The organism is Nostoc sp. (genome assembly GCF_036917315.1).
In the GTDB taxonomy this organism is placed as follows: Bacteria; Cyanobacteriota; Cyanobacteriia; order Cyanobacteriales; family Nostocaceae; genus Nostoc.
The window spans coordinates 191,263-207,213 of the sequence record NZ_JBALDR010000071.1; the positions used below are offsets into that span (position 1 = coordinate 191,263).

A 15,951-nucleotide genomic window follows, 5' to 3' on the forward strand; every position below is an offset into this window, starting at 1 on the left:
ATTGGGTTAAAAATTAATATCAATTAGCCTGATAAGTGGCACAGTTAGAGCAAAAATATACTTTAATTAAACAAATAATTTAAGTATATACTTGTACTGCTGCCGCTTATGTCATCGCCCCTTGAGCGCCCGCTAAAAATTGAAATCAGACTACCATCTTCCCATCCTGAATTATTAGAAGGACTGGATATATGGCTGCGTTTAGGTTTGATATCTGATGCCCAAGTCAGGCAGTTATGTCGAGAGTTTCTGGTTTGTGCGGTGGTGTTGCAACCTCAAGCTGAAGTTCAAACAAAGGTAGTATTTGCAACTTCCGATTCCGTGCAGCAGTTGCCCATAGCAGCTTTACAATCTAGTAGCGGTAAACAACCACAACAAAAACCAGCTAAACCCAACTTCATCGGCACAATGTTGCAGTCCTTGGGAGCAGAACTGAGTGTGCGTTGGCTACTTTTTCTAGGGGTTTTCCTGGTAGTTGTATCTTCTGGGGTACTGGCTGCTAGTCAATGGGCGAGGTTTCCTGCTTCTGGACAGTACGGGGTTTTATTTGCTTATACTTTGAGTTTTTGGGGATTAAGCTTTTGGGCGACTAGGCAAAATAACCTCAGATTGACGGCTCAGACATTGCTGATTGCCACTCTTTTGTTGGTGCCAGTGAATTTTTGGGCAATGGATAGCTTTAAATTGTGGCAAAATCCTGTGGATTGGATTGTAGTTGCGATCGCCTGTCCTACCCTCACTGCTATAACTGTTTTACTCTCCAAAAATCGGACTATTTTTACCAATTTACATCCTGGCAAATTACCTCTGGTAAATATTCTGGGGCTGAGTTATCTGCATTGGGGTTGGCAGTTAAGAGGATTTCCTTTAATTGCTGTTTATCTGGCAACGATCGCCACAACTATTATTACCGTTTATCACAATCTTTTCCAACAGCCTCATACTGTCAGCGAGGAAGATCGAGGCGAGCGCCGTAGCTTAAGTATTAGTTTACCTGCCGCTGTAATTATTTATTCTTTAATAGTATTGTTGGTGCGGGCAATTTTTGTTACTAAAGTAGATGTCACACTGTTGGGGTTAGCTATTGGCATTTGTGGCTGGTTGATGACTTGGTTAGCGCAGCAGGGAAGGAGGAAGGCAGGGGAGCAGGGGAGCAGGGGAGCAGGGGAAGCGGGGGAAGTAACATTAATATACTCCTCGTCTCCCTTGTCTCCCTCATCCCTCTTACTCTGGGAAAGATTTGGTGGGGTTTTACTCTTTTTGGGTTGGGTGGTATCGGTAGTAAATTATCCTTGGCAAGCAATAGCTGTCAGTGGTTTGGGTTTGTGGTTTGTGGGGAGTCGCTTGTGGCGGTACAGTTTAAAGCGAGACTTTGCAGGGGTTTTCGCGATCGGCTTAGAGACGATTTTGCTAGGTTGGCGATTAGTACCCGATAACTTACAGAAATTAGCGATCGCAACTAGTACCCAACTTACCAATTCTCAAAATGAACCTTGGGCGCTACTGGGTATAGCTTTATTTCCCTACGTAATTTTGATGGTGGCGCTTACAGATAGTTTGTATCGCAGCCAAAAGCGAGAATTAGCTAGGTTTGGCGAACTCCTCGCCCTGTTATTTGGAGCTTTTTTAACAACGATCGCTCTCGTAAATCCCACATTGCGATCGCTAAATCTGCTATTTTCTACCGCCACTCTCGCATTCGTTACTCAACGCCGCTCCCCCTCATCCCTTCCCCTGGTATATCTAACCCACATTATGGGGGTGCTGACATTTTGCTTTACCATTAATTGGTTATTCCCAACCCTGAGTCAACAAGTTTGGGCAAGTATTTTATTGGCTCTCATGGTTGCAGAATGGCGATTTAGCTTGCAGGAAGGACTATGGCAACGTAGTGCATGGGATATCGGTTTAGGATTAGCCGCAGCGAGTTTTTTCCTTTTGTGGATGAATACAGAATCATCTTGGTATGGCATCACTGATAACCGATCTGATTGGGGAGTTTTATGGCTAGTTACGCCTTTAGCTCTCACAGGTGTTGCCAATGCCGCAATTATAGAGCGGCGGATTACTAGCCGTTACTTGAGTGTTTTAGCTGTGATAATTGCCCAGCTACTAACTTTACAACTACCAGGAATCAGATTAATCGGTTTGGCTATAGGTGCTGGATTGATGTTTGCAAATACGCGCTATTTGCGAAACCAAGTATCTGCGGTAATTACAGAAGGATTTGTTTTAAGTTTCATTGGGGCGCTACTGTGGACGGGTGTACCTGGTTTGCCTCGCCTAGCGGTAGCAGGTTGGTTTGTTGTAGGAGCGATCGCAACTCTCAGTCTATGGTTAGCGCGGACAGTTTTGAACCAACGCGGTAACGAATTAGCAGTTATCTATGCAGCCGCTAGCGATAAATGGGCGATCGCTTTGTGTAGTGTTGAATTATTAAGTTTGACACTGCACACAGTGCTGATTTACCAAGGGTTTACGACTTCAGGATTTTTGTTCTTAATTGCCACTGCAATAACCCTGGCAGCCATTGTTTATCGCAGTTGGCTCGAACCGACAAATTGGGCATTTTATGGTATTGGTTGGTGTTTGGAATTGTTAATTACCCAAGTGCTAGGGTTGGGGGAACGCTCACTTGTGAGAATTGCAATTGCAAACATCGCTTTGGGTTTAATTACTCAACTTGTCGGCGAGTGGTGGCGACGACGACATCAATTAGAAAGGTTTCCTAGCAGCCTGCACATTTTGCCATTAATTTATGGTGCATTTAGTGTATTGCTGCGTTTGAACACCTTCACCCAGTGGACAGGTTTGTATTCCTTGGGTGTAGCTTTAATTATTATTGGCATAGGGCGACGGCACACAAGCTTTAAACCCTTACTTTACTTAGGAATTATTAGCGTATCAATTTCTGCTTATGAACTTTTGTTCTATCAAATGTCACAAGCTTCAGGAGGAGCATTAGGTGATGGATTGATTGCCATGTCTGCCCTTGGCGCGAGTATCATGTATGCTTACCGGATTCTGTCGCCAAGGCTAGTCAGCTACTTACATCTAACTCCTCAAGAATTAAAAAGAATTGCCCATATTCATTGGGTTTGGAGTAGCTGTTTATTAATGGCTGCCATTCCTCTTCCCATTGCAGTTAACCGTTTGGTGGGATTGGGAACGGGAGTATTTTTGATTCGCTATGCCATCTTTCAAGGACGAAATTCGCGTATTTCCCCCAGTATCTTTGCAGGAATTACAATCGCCGAAATGTGGGTTTACCTTGGCTTATTAGAGGTAGCCGGGATGAGGATTTATTGGCGGGAGACAGCAGTAGGGCGATTTTGGGCTGGGCCATTAGTTCCTTGGAATGGTGCGATCGCTTGTGTGGTAGCCTACTTTTTGTACATCCTACCTTGGGAAAATTGGAGTTGGTCTAAAAGACCTTGGCAACAAGCTGCATACATCATACCTCTGATAATTTTATGGGAAACTAGACTGCAAACTTACCCCATAACCTTAGTACTCGCAGCTGGTTTTTACATCTTTCTAGCAAAAGTAGGTGAAAACATCCGTTTCACCTATATTAGTGTGGCGTTAATTGATTGGGCACTTTACCGTTGGTTTGATTCTTTACGCTTGACTGATGCTTTGTGGTATGTAACACCAATTGGGTTATCACTGCTTTATATGGCTCAAGTGGATACCCAACTGAAGTTACCAGAGTACAAAATATCTCGTCATTTTCTGAGAGTGCTAGGTAGTGGTTTAATTTGTGGATGGGCAATTTTATTTCATCAAAACGCAGCTTGGATACCGGGAATTTTTAGTCTCATCGCCATTTTTGCCGGATTAGCTTTACGAGTGCGCGCTTTTCTCTACATTGGTACAGCCACTTTTTTAATTACTACAATCTATCAATCAGTAATTTTCAGCTTACAGTACTCCTTTTTAAAATGGATTATTGGTTTGCTAGTTGGCATTTTACTGATTTACATCGCCGCCAACTTTGAAACCCGTCGCGCTCAAATAACTTCCTTAATTCGTAGTGCCATTAATGAATTTCAATCATGGGAATAGGTAAGCTAAGGATTAAACTAATCAAACAGGCGATCGCAAGTAGAATTACCCCCCTTAATCCCCCCGATGCATTGGGGGGAGACCGGAAATCTAGTTCCCTCCCCTTTACAAGGGGAGGGTTAGGGTGGGGTAAAACCCTGGTTAATCAGCTATTTCAGACTTGTGTGTACACCGTAGCCCTGTCAAATTGCCAAACGAACAATATTATCAAATATATCAATCGTCCGACCCAAAATTTCTAAGAAACCTACAGTATCATTTATTTCCTGAATTTCTTGATTTATCGCTTTAATGCCATCTTCAAAACCTTTCTCATTTTGCTCCAGTTTGTTGACCAGAACAGTAGCAGTATTGATCTGGACTGTGTTGACAAACTTTGTCCATTTTTGACGATGATTTTTAAATTCTTCTTTCTGTTTTGGATCGGTAAATTTACTTTCAACACCAATTTGATATAATTTCTCGTCTATAGCGCTGATATTTTTAAGAAATGCTAATTTTTTCTTGCTATCGATATTAAATGCTATCTCTGACATAAAATTAATTCTCCTTTGGTTTCTTAGTTGTTTTTGATTTCTTCGGCTACATGAACTAGGGAATTGATATCAGACAAAAGTTCATTAGCACGTGCAATAGTAAACTTATCTTCTAGGAGTAGCTTAAAAGCTTCTTTGAAGTCTTTGGCTGATTCACTTGCATTATTCAAAGCTTCTATCGAAAGTGTGATCGTTAAGATATCCCGCCGTTTTTCTATCCATTCGTCAGGATCGCTAATTGAATCGGCAGCCGTATAAGGTTTAAAAAGTAAACGATTTTCCTGATTGTCTTGAATTGTTTTTAAACTACTTTGTAGTTGAATAGTAAGAAGTTCCAGTACTGATTCCTGAATAGCAAGCTCTCGATAAATCGTTTCTTTCCTCTGCTCTAATTCTTTTCTCAACGCACCTTTAATTTTATTACTCAATATAATTTTAGGAATTTCAGATAAAGCAGAGCCAGTTTCTTCAGAGACAAGAGGATTACCTTGAATATTAGCGCTGACATTATTTAATTGAGTGAAAATATCTTCAGTAACTTCTTGCGCTTGTGTTGGAGCATCGGAGGTTGCTAAATTTTCTAAAGCAATAAAGTAGCGTTTGAGTAGATCGGTATGTTGGCGCATTTGTCCAATTAATATAAGCCATTGCTTATCTTTTTTAGTCATGTCGACATACATTTCTTCACGATCTTTGACTGTATCTTCTAGGCGATTCCTAAGCAATTTTTCCGAATCTGCATCAACAGCATAGTTTCCTGATGTAACTAATAAAGTATCTAGCGCAATTGCATATTCTTGTCCAGCGTTGGCAAATTTTTTATACTCTCTTAGAGAAGCACCACAGGCAACTAATGAAGCTCCAAGAAAAGAGATGATTGATGCTCTAATAACAAATTTATATTTGATAGTAATCTCCTTTCTAAACATAAAACGTATATCGCTGTTATTTCCTTCTCCACTCCCTAATTAGTCAATTTCGGAATTTTTCGATCGCGTTAGAGGTTTTTTTCTAAACTTGATGCCTTTGATGAAACCAATCTCAAACACAAAAATGCTTTCATGCCCTCTTCTATCTCCCTTTCAAAGGAAGGTATTTAGGTTTCCAAGAAATTAATTATTGATAAAAATTTTCATTATTGCTGATATGGATAGACTCACAAAGCGATCGGTTTGTGCAAAATCTTGGTCAATCCCTGCAAGATTGGATAATTTATTTGTTGGAAGTCCCTAATACATCAAAAAATATTGCTCCAGGGTTGACGTTTCAGTGTTTCGTGCAGTCTGTAGCAACTTCCGCCTTCCCTGCAAGAACTTCTGCCTAGCATTAAATCTATCAGTCCTACTCTAGATGTAGGAGATAATTTAACAGTTAAAGATTATACTGAGAAAATTGAAAGTCTTCGTCAATCACTGGAAGCTTACAATACTACCCTCTCTACTATTGATGTTTTACTAACCCAAATCACCGAAAATGAACGGGCTTTGGCAGATTATTCTGAAAAAATTTTACTTGGCGTTGCTTATAAGTTTGGAAAAAATAGCCATGAGTATCAGATGGCTGGAGGTACTCGTAAAAGCGAGCGCAAGCGTGCTGTGCGCCAAGGTGTTGTTTTGACTACCAGCTAAAGGCAAGACGGTTAAACAGATAAAGAAAAAGAGGAAAATTAGAAAGATAGGGAATACAAAGATTTTACCCACTCCCATTCCTGCGTCAAACCCTCTTTTAGGGAGACTTGCGGCTGATATCCGAGAATTTTCTGCGCTTTAGATACATCAGCAGCCGTGTGGCGCGCGTCTCCCATCGCTTTTTCTATGTAGTTTCTTTTGATTGGCTTCCCAACAATTTCTTCAATCGTATCTAAGACTTCTGCTAAAACCACCCTGCTACCACCACCGATATTAAAGATTTCTCCCACTGCTTCGGGTGCGGTAGCGGCGGCTAAATTAGCGGCGACAATATCACTAACAAACGTAAACTCCCGCGTTTGCTGGCCATCGCCGTAAATGGGAATCGCCTCATCGCGCAAAATGGATTGAAAAAACTTATGAAATGCCATATCTGGGCGCTGTTTGGGGCCATAAACTGTGAAATAGCGCAATGTCACACAGGGCACACCAAAGTTCTTGTAATACAGTTCGCATAAAAACTCTGCTGCTAGCTTCGTAATGCCGTAAGGAGAAACCGGTTGAGGACAAATTCTCTCGTGGGTAGGTAATGTTTCTGCATCACCATATACACTAGATGAAGAGGCAAACACTAATCTTTTCAGGTGTTTAGCATCTTTAGCTGCTTCCAGCAAAACTTGTGTAGCGTTAACATTTCGTTCTGTATAGCCTCGAAAAGCTTTACCCCAACTTGCTCTGACCCCTGCTTGTGCCGCTTGATGGTAAACTACATCAACATCTTTTAGGAGTTTCTGCCAATCTAAAAACTGCATATCTCCTTCAATTAATGCAAAACTAGGTAAACGATATAAATGTGCAACATTGTTTCGCTTTAACATCGGATCGTAATAATCATTGAATTCATCAATCCCGATTACTTCATTTCCTTGTTGTAGCAATGTTTCTGCAAGATGAGAACCAATAAAGCCTGCGACTCCAGTAACGATAATTTTAGCCATTTTGCTGATTTTTTATATCTTGATTAACCGCAATATTCACAAGTTAATAATTATAATCAAAAATTGGTTATTGATTGATGATTTTTCCCTAGATAATTTGATTTGTCTCAGCAGAAAAGATAATTCAACTAATACAGTTGTGCTGAAAAGATGTTACTAACTTTATTTAGTAATTGTTGACAATAAAAATTAAAATTTTACTAATTAGTTAAATTTAATTTTTAAGACAAAACTTACAATTCAGATAAGCCCAAAATACTTGTAGAGACGGCGATTTATCGCGTCTCAAGTGTATGTGGGACAAGCATTTGACCTTAAATTGACACCATAAGCCTATTCTGACTCCTAAATCCTGACTCCTGAATTCTCCTGTAAACCAGAATAAACTTGCACAAGTGTGAGAATTGATGAAAAAATTGATCCGCGAGAGCAGTTAAGGTATTCTCATTTTGCAAGGGACGCACGAGGAAATCAGTGAAAGTTTTAGTTGTCGGTAATGGGGGGCGCGAACACGCTCTGGCATGGAAACTGTTGCAATCTAAGCAAATTGAGCAAGTTGTCTGTGTACCAGGGAATGGGGGCACGGCGAGTATGGAACGTTGCCAAAACTTGCCCTTAGCAGTAGACGATTTTGAGGGTATGAGCCGATATGCTCTAGAACATGGCATAACTCTGGTAATAGTTGGGCCAGAAGTCCCCTTATCTAAGGGAATCACTGATTACCTCCAAGATAAAGGATTGATGGTATTTGGCCCAGTCAGAGCCGGAGCGCAAATTGAGGCGAGTAAAGCTTGGGCAAAAGCCTTGATGCAAGAAGCAGGGATTCCGACGGCACGGGCTGCGGTATTTACGGAAGCTGCGGCAGCAAAATCTTACGTCAAATCTCAGGGTGCGCCAATTGTTGTTAAAGCTGATGGCTTGGCGGCTGGTAAGGGTGTAACGGTGGCTGAAACAGTTGCACAAGCGGAAAGTGCCGTTGATGCAATTTTTCAAGGACAATTTGGCAGTGCTGGGGAATTTGTCGTCATTGAAGAATGTTTGATTGGGCAAGAGGTATCAGTTTTAGCATTGACTGATGGGTTAACAATTAGACCCTTGTTGCCAGCCCAAGATCATAAGCGAATTGGTGACGGCGATACAGGCGAAAATACTGGCGGGATGGGAGCATACAGCCCCGCACCCATCGCTACACCAGAGTTGATGGCACGCATTCAAACAGAAGTATTAGAAAGAGCGATCGCCACTTTAAGAGCTAAAGGCATTGATTACCGAGGCGTGTTGTATGCTGGGTTAATGATTGCACCCGATGGCGACTTGAAGGTTTTGGAATTTAACTGTCGCTTTGGCGATCCCGAAACCCAGGTGATTTTGCCACTGTTAGAAACACCCCTAGAAGAGTTGATTCTAGCCTGTGTACAGCAGCGCTTAAGTGAATTGCCGCCCATTGCTTGGAAAGGGGGAGCATCTGCCACTGTGGTTGCCGCTTCCGGTGGTTATCCAGGAGAATATGAGAAGGGCCAGGTGATTACTGGCATTGAGGAAGCAGAGGCAACAGGAGCAACTGTATTTCATGCAGGTACAAAATTGAACCAGCAACAAGAAATAGTCACAGATGGGGGTCGAGTATTAAATGTGACAGGAATTGGAGAAAATTTTGAGCAAGCGATCGCCCAAGCCTACGCAGGTATCAAATATATTCAGTTTGAAGGGATATATTACCGGAGAGATATCGGTTATAGAGTTAGGAGTTAGGAGTTAGGAGTTATTTACCATGCCCAATCTCCAATACTTCGACTTACCTCGGCTCCGCTCGGCACTAGTCGCTCAGTACAAGTGTCCTATGCCCTATTCCTCCTTCCCCTGACATATTTGTCAAATTAACTGTTAATTTTTAAGTTGTTGGACTTTATAACAAAGACTACTAACAACTTTATTTAAGATGCTAAGTCTGTTAAAAACAATTCGAGATGCGATCGCTAGTTGGTGGTCAGAGTTCACCCTCCAGACTAAACTGCTAGCTGTGGCCACAATGGTAGTTTCGTTGGTGATGAGTGGTTTGACCTTCTGGGCTGTGAATACAATTCAGCAGGATGCGCGGATGAATGACACCCGCTTCGGTCGTGATTTGGGGCTGCTGCTTGCTGCCAACGTTGCCCCCTTAATCGCGGATAATAATCTCACAGAGGTTGCCCAATTTTCCCAACGCTTTTATAGCAGCACCTCTAGCGTGCGTTATATGCTCTACGCCGATGAAAACGGGGAAATCTTTTTTGGCATTCCTTTTTGGGAGGCTGAGGTAGAAAACTCACTCACCATTAAACGGCGGATACAACTGCCAGAAGATTACCCAGGCGATGGGGAAAAGCCGATGGTGCGGCAACACATAACCCCAGATGGGATAGTCACCGATGTATTTATTCCCCTGATTGTCAATAAAAAATACTTAGGTGTATTAGCGATCGGCATCAACCCCAATCAGACCGCTATTATCTCCACCAATTTTACCCGCGATGTCACCATTGCCGTTTTTATCACAATTTGGGTAATGGTGATTTTGGCAGGAGTGATTAACGCCTTGACCATCACCAAGCCCATTAAAGAACTGCTAGTGGGGGTAAAGCAAATTGCTACCGGGAATTTTAAGCAGCGCATTAATTTACCTTTAGGAGGCGAACTAGGGGAATTAATTTTAAGTTTTAATGAAATGGCAGAGCGATTAGAGCGCTATGAAGAACAGAATATTGAGGAACTGACCGCAGAAAAAGCCAAACTAGAAACCCTAGTTTCCACGATCGCAGATGGCGCTGTGTTGATTGATAACAATATGCAGGTGATTTTAGTCAACCCCACAGCAGAGCGAATTTTTGGCTGGGAAGCCGCTAATGTAGTAGGTTGCAATGTCTTGCATCACTTGCCAGCATCAGTACAAATCGAAATCACCCGTCCCTTGTACGAAATGGCAGCAGGCGAATGCGAAAGCGCCGAATTCCGAATCTTTATTAACCAACCGACCCCACGGACGATCCGCATTCTCTTAACTACAGTACTCAACCTGCAAAGGGAAAGTATTAAAGGTATTGCGATTACTATTCAAGATATAACCCGTGAGGTTGAACTAAACGACGCAAAAAGTCAATTTATCAGCAACGTTTCTCACGAACTGCGAACGCCTCTATTCAACATTAAAACCTATATTGAAACCCTGCACGACTACGGCGAAGATTTAGCTTTACAAGAACGCCAAGAGTTTCTGCAAACAGTCAACCATGAAACCGATCGCCTCACCCGCCTAGTTAACGATGTTTTGGATTTATCAAAACTCGAATCTGGTCGCAACTACAGTTTCGATGGCGTAGATTTAGCCCAAGCGATCGAGCAAACTCTGCGTACTTACCAACTCAATGCAAAAGATAAAGGTGTTGAACTTGTTCAGGAAGTTGCCCCTAATTTGCCGCTAGTATTAGGTAATTACGATCTGTTAGTACAAGTGTTTGGCAACCTAATTGGTAATGCCCTTAAATTCACCAAAGCCGGTGGTAAAGTAGCAATCCGCGCCTACCAACTAGATTTCAAACCCAGTCACACCGAATCTGCACCAGTGCGAATTGAAATTTCCGATACTGGAATTGGCATCGCCACAGAAGATCAACACTCAATTTTTGAACGCTTCTTCCGCGTAGAAAACCGAGTTCACACCCTAGAAGGCACGGGTTTAGGTTTATCGATTGTCAGAAATATCATCGACAGACATCGTAGTAAAGTCCATCTAGTGAGTGAAGTTGGCATTGGCACCACCTTTTGGTTCGACTTAGCCACCTTTGAGGAAAAAGCGCCACTGATACAAGTTGAACCTATTGCGGAAGCATCCAAAATCACCACAGCTTGAAGATTAGGGATTGGGGATTGGGTACAAGAGGCAGAGGGGCAGAGGGGCAGAGGGGCAGAGGGGCAGAGGGGCAGAGGGGCAGAGGGGCAGAGGGATAAACTTACTGCAACTCTCCCCTGCTCCCCTGCCTCCCCTGCTCCCCTGCCTCCCCTGCTCCCCACTAAACCCAAATCAAGACCTTAATATAACGAACAACAAACAGACCAATAATAAACCTAATAGCAACAGCAAAACCTGATTGCGTTTTACCTAACTTTTTACAGTTACAGCAAAACTGTTAGTGTAACGCTGCTGTTCTAACTCTAACTTTGTCTCTTCAATATTTTGGTAGAGGGTACAATCTTTGGCGTAGGGACGTTTAGGAAAATTGCAAGTATCATCAGCGTGATAGGTGCAGGTGTCGCACAGATACCCATCCCCAGCGGCGCGGTGCAATGGAATACCGGGATGACCGTAAGCTTTGAGTGTTGTCCGGCAATAAGGACAATTAAGAGCTTGACTATCAACAAGTTGATGGCAGTGGGGACAAGATACAGTAGCCAAAAGCTTTAGTGAAAATAGGTAAACACTTTGATTCTAGCCATTCTTGGATTTTACGAGTAACAGAGACCAAATTTTTTACAAGGAGAAATTCTTAGATACGTTTGCCCTGCACGATCGCTTTGATTGGTTAAACGTCAATTAAGCAAGCTGACTACTAAACTAGCTTTAGTCCTTGTCAAAAAACTGCGATCGTAAATTCCCTTTATCTGCACTTGAGTGAATAGCTGTGTTCAAATCTCGCAGCAAGTCTTCTTCCGCATCCCGCTCTTGCTTGAGTTCTCGAATCATTTCTTGACTAGAGCCAATTAGCAAGCCAGCAAATGCACCAACGATCGCATATTTTTGTTCCAAACCTTTATACATTTGACTTGTGTACGGGCAAGGAAGTAAACTAGCAGTAATAAAGCCAATTCCTGCACCTACAAATGCTGTCACAAAGGCAGAAAAAACGATTAATTTAGCGTTCATTTGCTTCGCTCCAATGCTTATAACTTTGCTAAATTATTAGGAGATACTTTATATTGTCTCAGTGGTTCCCAAAGTTACAGCTTAATCTTTACCTCTTGTAATAATACTGATTCTGGGTTGAGTTGGTACTGAATCCCCTCTCCGCTCTTCGAGAGGCAGGATGGTTTCATAGAAACAGAGAAAAAATGAAAGTAGCTTTCTAAGTACAGCTTTGCGTAAAAGCGTAGTGTTTTTAATGCAAGGCGATGCATTAACATTGCAAGCCGATGCATTAGCATTGTCGTGTATTGCCAAATTTAATAATTTGCTACGAATTAATGAAATGCTGTACTAAGCCTCTCTCCGCTTGCCTAATGGCAGGCTGACGCCTAATACGGTTTGGTTAAGGTTTTTTGATGAAAATTTTAGATTGCGAAAGATACGATAAATCATCACGAAGACGCGATAAATCGCCGTCTCTACAAAAGACTGGTTATTGTAGAGACGGCGATTCATTGTGTTTGTTGGCTTAACCCTCTTCCTTTTTTATTTACTCGAATCATTACGTCTGTTATCATCAGCATTCTGCTTGATAATTACAGATGAATGTTGATGAGCGTTCGTCGTTCGCGCACCGTCTCCGGCTGGAGTTGGCATCGCTCTTGATTGTCCATCTTCGTTTCCATCTGGGGATGGCGGTTGCGAGGGTTTAGCAGGTTTTTTCTTCAAGAAGCGTTCTTCCAAAGTCTTGATGATTACGTACAGGACTGGAACAATCAGCAAACTCAAAATCGTTGCCACGAGTAACCCACCAAATAAGGCTGTTCCTAACGACCAGCGCGAGGCAGAACCGGCTCCGGTGGCAATTACTAGGGGGAAAAATCCCAGCAAGGAGGCGCTTGAAGTCATCACAATCGGTCGAAATCTTTCTTGCGCTGCGGTTATGGCTGCTTGTCGAATTGTCACACCTTCTTCTAGGGCTTGATTGGCAAACTCGACGATCAAAATCGCGTTCTTTGACGCTAATCCAATCAGCATCACTAACGCCACGTTTGCGTAGACATCATTCACCAAACCGCGCAAAGATAAGGCACTCAATGCGCCTAACAACGCTAACGGTACAGTTAACAAAATAATCGCCGGATCGATATAGCTTTCATACTGAGCAGCCAGCGTCAGAAACACCATAATGATCCCGAAGCCAAAAATCAAAATCCCCAAGTTACCTGCACTTAATTCTTCGCGGGCAGTTCCAATCCAATCACTGCCAACCCCCGGTGTTGCTGCTTCAGTCACCGCTTGTTGCATTGCTTGAATTGCCTGTCCACTACTGTAGCCCGATGCTTCTCTACCTTGTAAATCGATCGCGCGGAAGCCGTTGTAATGGGAAATCACTGATGGCCCTGTAGTAGGTGTGATTTTTGCAACCTCACTCAATGGAACCATTTGATTATTTGCCGATCGCACATAAAGCCGTCGAATATCATCAGGCGATCGCCGATAGTTCGCATCTGCTTGAACATATACGCGGTAGGTACGCTGTCCCAAGGTAAAATCGTTAACATACTGAGAACCAATTGCAGCTCCGAGTGTGTTCACAGCTTGTTGAAAATCGATGTTAAGCGCTTCTAAACGAGTGCGATCGAAGTCAATTTGAAACTGTGGTGTACTGGCAGTAAACTGGGTAAAAACGCCGCCATTGAGCGCCGGTTTTTGATTTGCTTGGGCGATTACCGCTTGAGCATTTGCATAAAAATCATTGATTGTCAGTCTTCCGTTGGTACGGTCTTCTAGCTGTAATTCAAATCCCCCTAACGTACTAAAGCCTTGAATTGGTGGGGGACTGACTGCGGTGATAATAGCTTCTGGAATTGTTGCAAACTCTTTATTTATTCGGGCTAAGATTCCAGAGGCAGTTTGATTGGGTTGAGTGCGCTCCTCCCACGGCTTGAGTTTTGCAAAGAACACGCCGCGATTTGAGCCACTACCTGCAAAGCCAAATCCCGAAGTGGCAAAAACGTTACTCACCTCTGGTTCTTTTTCGAGAATCTGTTCGAGTTTGGTAATTACTTGGTCGGTATAGTTGAGGGCAACTCCATCTGGGCCTTGAATAATACCTAAGACAATTCCCTGGTCTTCACTCGGAACAAATCCGGTGGGAACATGGGTAAACATGAAATAAGTTGCAGCTAAACCAACCACAAATAATCCGATTACCGCATAACGAATGCGAATCAGAAAATTCACCGTCGCTAAATACTTTTCAATTATCCATTGTAAAATTTGATTGAAACGACCAAAAAACCAACCAAGCGGGCCGCGTGCAGGGCGAGGTGGGCGGAGCAGAATTGCCGATATACTCGGACTAAAGGAAAGGGCATTAAACGTTGAGATAGCGATTGAAAAAGCAATAATCAACGCGAACTGTTGATACATTTTTCCTGTCGAACCTGGGAAAAATGCCACCGGGATAAACACCGCCATCAATACCAGCGACGTTGAAACTACCGCTCCGGTAAGTTCATCCATTGCCTCGACTGATGCTTGCAGTGGTCGCATTCCCTGTTCAACTTTGCGGGCGATCGCTTCAACAACGATAATGGCATCATCTACAACTAATCCTGTTGCCAAAATTAAGCCAAATAACGTTAAATTATTCAACGAGAATTTAAACACGTAAGCGAATGCTAACGCCCCAATCAATGAAACGGGAATGGCAACCAGGGGAATAATTGTGGCTCGCCAGTTTTGCAGAAACAGAAAAATCACTAGTACAACAAGAGCGATCGCTTCAACTAGTGTTTTCAATACTTCTTCGAGTGACGCTTGCACAAATCCAACGGTATCGTAGACAATCTGGGCTTTTAACCCTGGTGGAAAGTCTTTCATCAACTCATTCATCTGAGCCTGAACGTTTTTCGAGACATCCAGGGCGTTACTACCAGGTAATTGATAAATTGCGATACCAATTGACGGCTTACCATTATTTCTAGCATTGCTGCTGTAAGTCTCCGAACCAAGTTCTGCACGACCCACATCTTGGAGTTTAATTAAACTGCCATTACTTCCGGCTTGAATGACTAGATTTTCAAACTCTGACGCATCTTTAAATTGACCATTGACTCGCAACGGAATTTCATAACTTTGACCTGGAGGGATAGGCGATTGACCTAACGTTCCGGCTCCGGCGAGAATGTTTTGCGATCGCAATGCCGTGGAGACATCTGCCACAGTTAAGCCTCGACTTGCCAGTGCATTTGGATCGAGCCACAACCGCATTGCATATTGCTTTTCACCAAAAATTGTTAAATCTCCAACTCCCGGCGTTCTCAGCAGTTGATCTCGCAAATTTAGGTCGATATAGTTACTAATAAACAGCGCGTCATACTCATTATTTTCGGGATAAAGAGCATAGACTAACAAAATACTTGTAGAAGATGTTTGTGCTGTCACACCGAATTGTTGCACCGTTGTCGGTAGGCGAGGTGTAGCACGGGCGAGGCGATTTTGGACGTTAACTTGGGCAATATTTTTATCTACCTGCGAGCCAAAATATACTGAAATTTGGCTACTACCTGCGGAACTGTTCGAGGTCATGTACTGCATTCCCTCAACGCCGTTAATCTGTCGCTCCAGCGTAGTTGTCACCGCAGTTTCGACAGTTTCCACATCCGCCCCAGTATAGGAAGCTGAAACTTGAACGCGAATCGGTGCAATATCTGGCAAGTAATTAAGCGGCAGCAACGGAATACACACGCCACCGACAATCAGAATCAGTAAAGTGCAAACGGTAGTTAATACCGGGCGTTTGATGAAGGTATTCGCGATCGAAAAAATCATAAATT

Annotated in this window: 9 protein-coding genes and 1 pseudogene; 4 read left to right on the forward strand and 6 right to left on the reverse strand. The window is 42.8% G+C overall.

The genetic code is table 11. From position 1 onward, the window contains the following. Nucleotides 1–108 precede the first annotated feature (108 nt). Nucleotides 109–4,068 (forward strand): DUF2157 domain-containing protein, encoded by a 3,960-nt coding sequence (locus V7K84_RS33550; protein WP_334844717.1) that lies wholly within the window; start codon nucleotides 109–111, stop codon nucleotides 4,066–4,068. 182 nt (nucleotides 4,069–4,250) lie between these two features. On the opposite strand, the gene V7K84_RS33555 is transcribed toward V7K84_RS33550, so the two are convergent. After that, nucleotides 4,251–4,604 (reverse strand): hypothetical protein, encoded by a 354-nt coding sequence (locus V7K84_RS33555; protein WP_334844719.1) that lies wholly within the window; start codon nucleotides 4,602–4,604, stop codon nucleotides 4,251–4,253. Nucleotides 4,605–4,627: 23 nt separating this feature from the next. Beyond that, nucleotides 4,628–5,533, reverse strand: a complete 906-nt coding sequence (locus tag V7K84_RS33560) for a hypothetical protein (protein WP_334844721.1) — start codon at nucleotides 5,531–5,533, stop codon at nucleotides 4,628–4,630. Between the two features lie 555 nt (nucleotides 5,534–6,088). Between V7K84_RS33560 and V7K84_RS33565 the strand changes: the two genes are divergently transcribed. Next, nucleotides 6,089–6,232, forward strand: a complete 144-nt coding sequence (locus tag V7K84_RS33565; protein WP_334844723.1) for a hypothetical protein — start codon at nucleotides 6,089–6,091, stop codon at nucleotides 6,230–6,232. 38 nt (nucleotides 6,233–6,270) lie between these two features. Here the strand turns inward: V7K84_RS33565 and V7K84_RS33570 are convergent, their stop codons facing one another. Continuing rightward, complete coding sequence (locus V7K84_RS33570) at nucleotides 6,271–7,230, reverse strand: NAD-dependent epimerase/dehydratase family protein (RefSeq protein ID WP_334844725.1); 960 nt, start codon at nucleotides 7,228–7,230, stop codon at nucleotides 6,271–6,273. Nucleotides 7,231–7,704: 474 nt separating this feature from the next. Between V7K84_RS33570 and purD the strand changes: the two genes are divergently transcribed. Then, a complete protein-coding gene (gene purD / locus V7K84_RS33575) occupies nucleotides 7,705–8,982 on the forward strand; it encodes a phosphoribosylamine--glycine ligase (RefSeq protein WP_334844727.1) in 1,278 nt (425 codons plus the stop codon). A 187-nt stretch (nucleotides 8,983–9,169) separates the two neighbouring features. Beyond that, nucleotides 9,170–11,116, forward strand: a complete 1,947-nt coding sequence (nblS, locus tag V7K84_RS33580) for a two-component system sensor histidine kinase NblS (RefSeq protein WP_334844729.1) — start codon at nucleotides 9,170–9,172, stop codon at nucleotides 11,114–11,116. A gap of 171 nt (nucleotides 11,117–11,287) precedes the next feature. On the opposite strand, the pseudogene V7K84_RS33585 reads toward nblS, so the two are convergent. The 3 genes and pseudogenes from V7K84_RS33585 to V7K84_RS33595 form a co-directional block, all read right to left on the reverse strand. After that, nucleotides 11,288–11,659: pseudogene (locus V7K84_RS33585) on the reverse strand (hypothetical protein). 165 nt (nucleotides 11,660–11,824) lie between these two features. Continuing rightward, nucleotides 11,825–12,127 carry a hypothetical protein gene (locus tag V7K84_RS33590; protein WP_334844730.1) on the reverse strand — a complete coding sequence of 101 codons (303 nt, stop codon included), beginning with the start codon at nucleotides 12,125–12,127 and terminating at the stop codon, nucleotides 11,825–11,827. A gap of 525 nt (nucleotides 12,128–12,652) precedes the next feature. Further along, a complete protein-coding gene (locus V7K84_RS33595) occupies nucleotides 12,653–15,946 on the reverse strand; it encodes an efflux RND transporter permease subunit (RefSeq protein ID WP_334844732.1) in 3,294 nt (1,097 codons plus the stop codon). Between the last annotated feature and the right edge of the window lie 5 nt (nucleotides 15,947–15,951).

Excerpts from the sequence above, each read along its gene's own strand:
- V7K84_RS33555 (WP_334844719.1), bottom strand. The coding sequence starts at position 4,604 with ATGTCAGAGATAGCATTTAATATCGATAGCAAGAAAAAATTAGCATTT.
- V7K84_RS33590 (WP_334844730.1), bottom strand. The coding sequence starts at position 12,127 with ATGAACGCTAAATTAATCGTTTTTTCTGCCTTTGTGACAGCATTTGTA.
- nblS (WP_334844729.1), top strand. The coding sequence starts at position 9,170 with ATGCTAAGTCTGTTAAAAACAATTCGAGATGCGATCGCTAGTTGGTGG.
- V7K84_RS33595 (WP_334844732.1), bottom strand. The coding sequence starts at position 15,946 with ATGATTTTTTCGATCGCGAATACCTTCATCAAACGCCCGGTATTAACT.
- V7K84_RS33550 (WP_334844717.1), top strand. The coding sequence starts at position 109 with ATGTCATCGCCCCTTGAGCGCCCGCTAAAAATTGAAATCAGACTACCA.
- V7K84_RS33570 (WP_334844725.1), bottom strand. The coding sequence starts at position 7,230 with ATGGCTAAAATTATCGTTACTGGAGTCGCAGGCTTTATTGGTTCTCAT.
- V7K84_RS33560 (WP_334844721.1), bottom strand. The coding sequence starts at position 5,533 with ATGTTTAGAAAGGAGATTACTATCAAATATAAATTTGTTATTAGAGCA.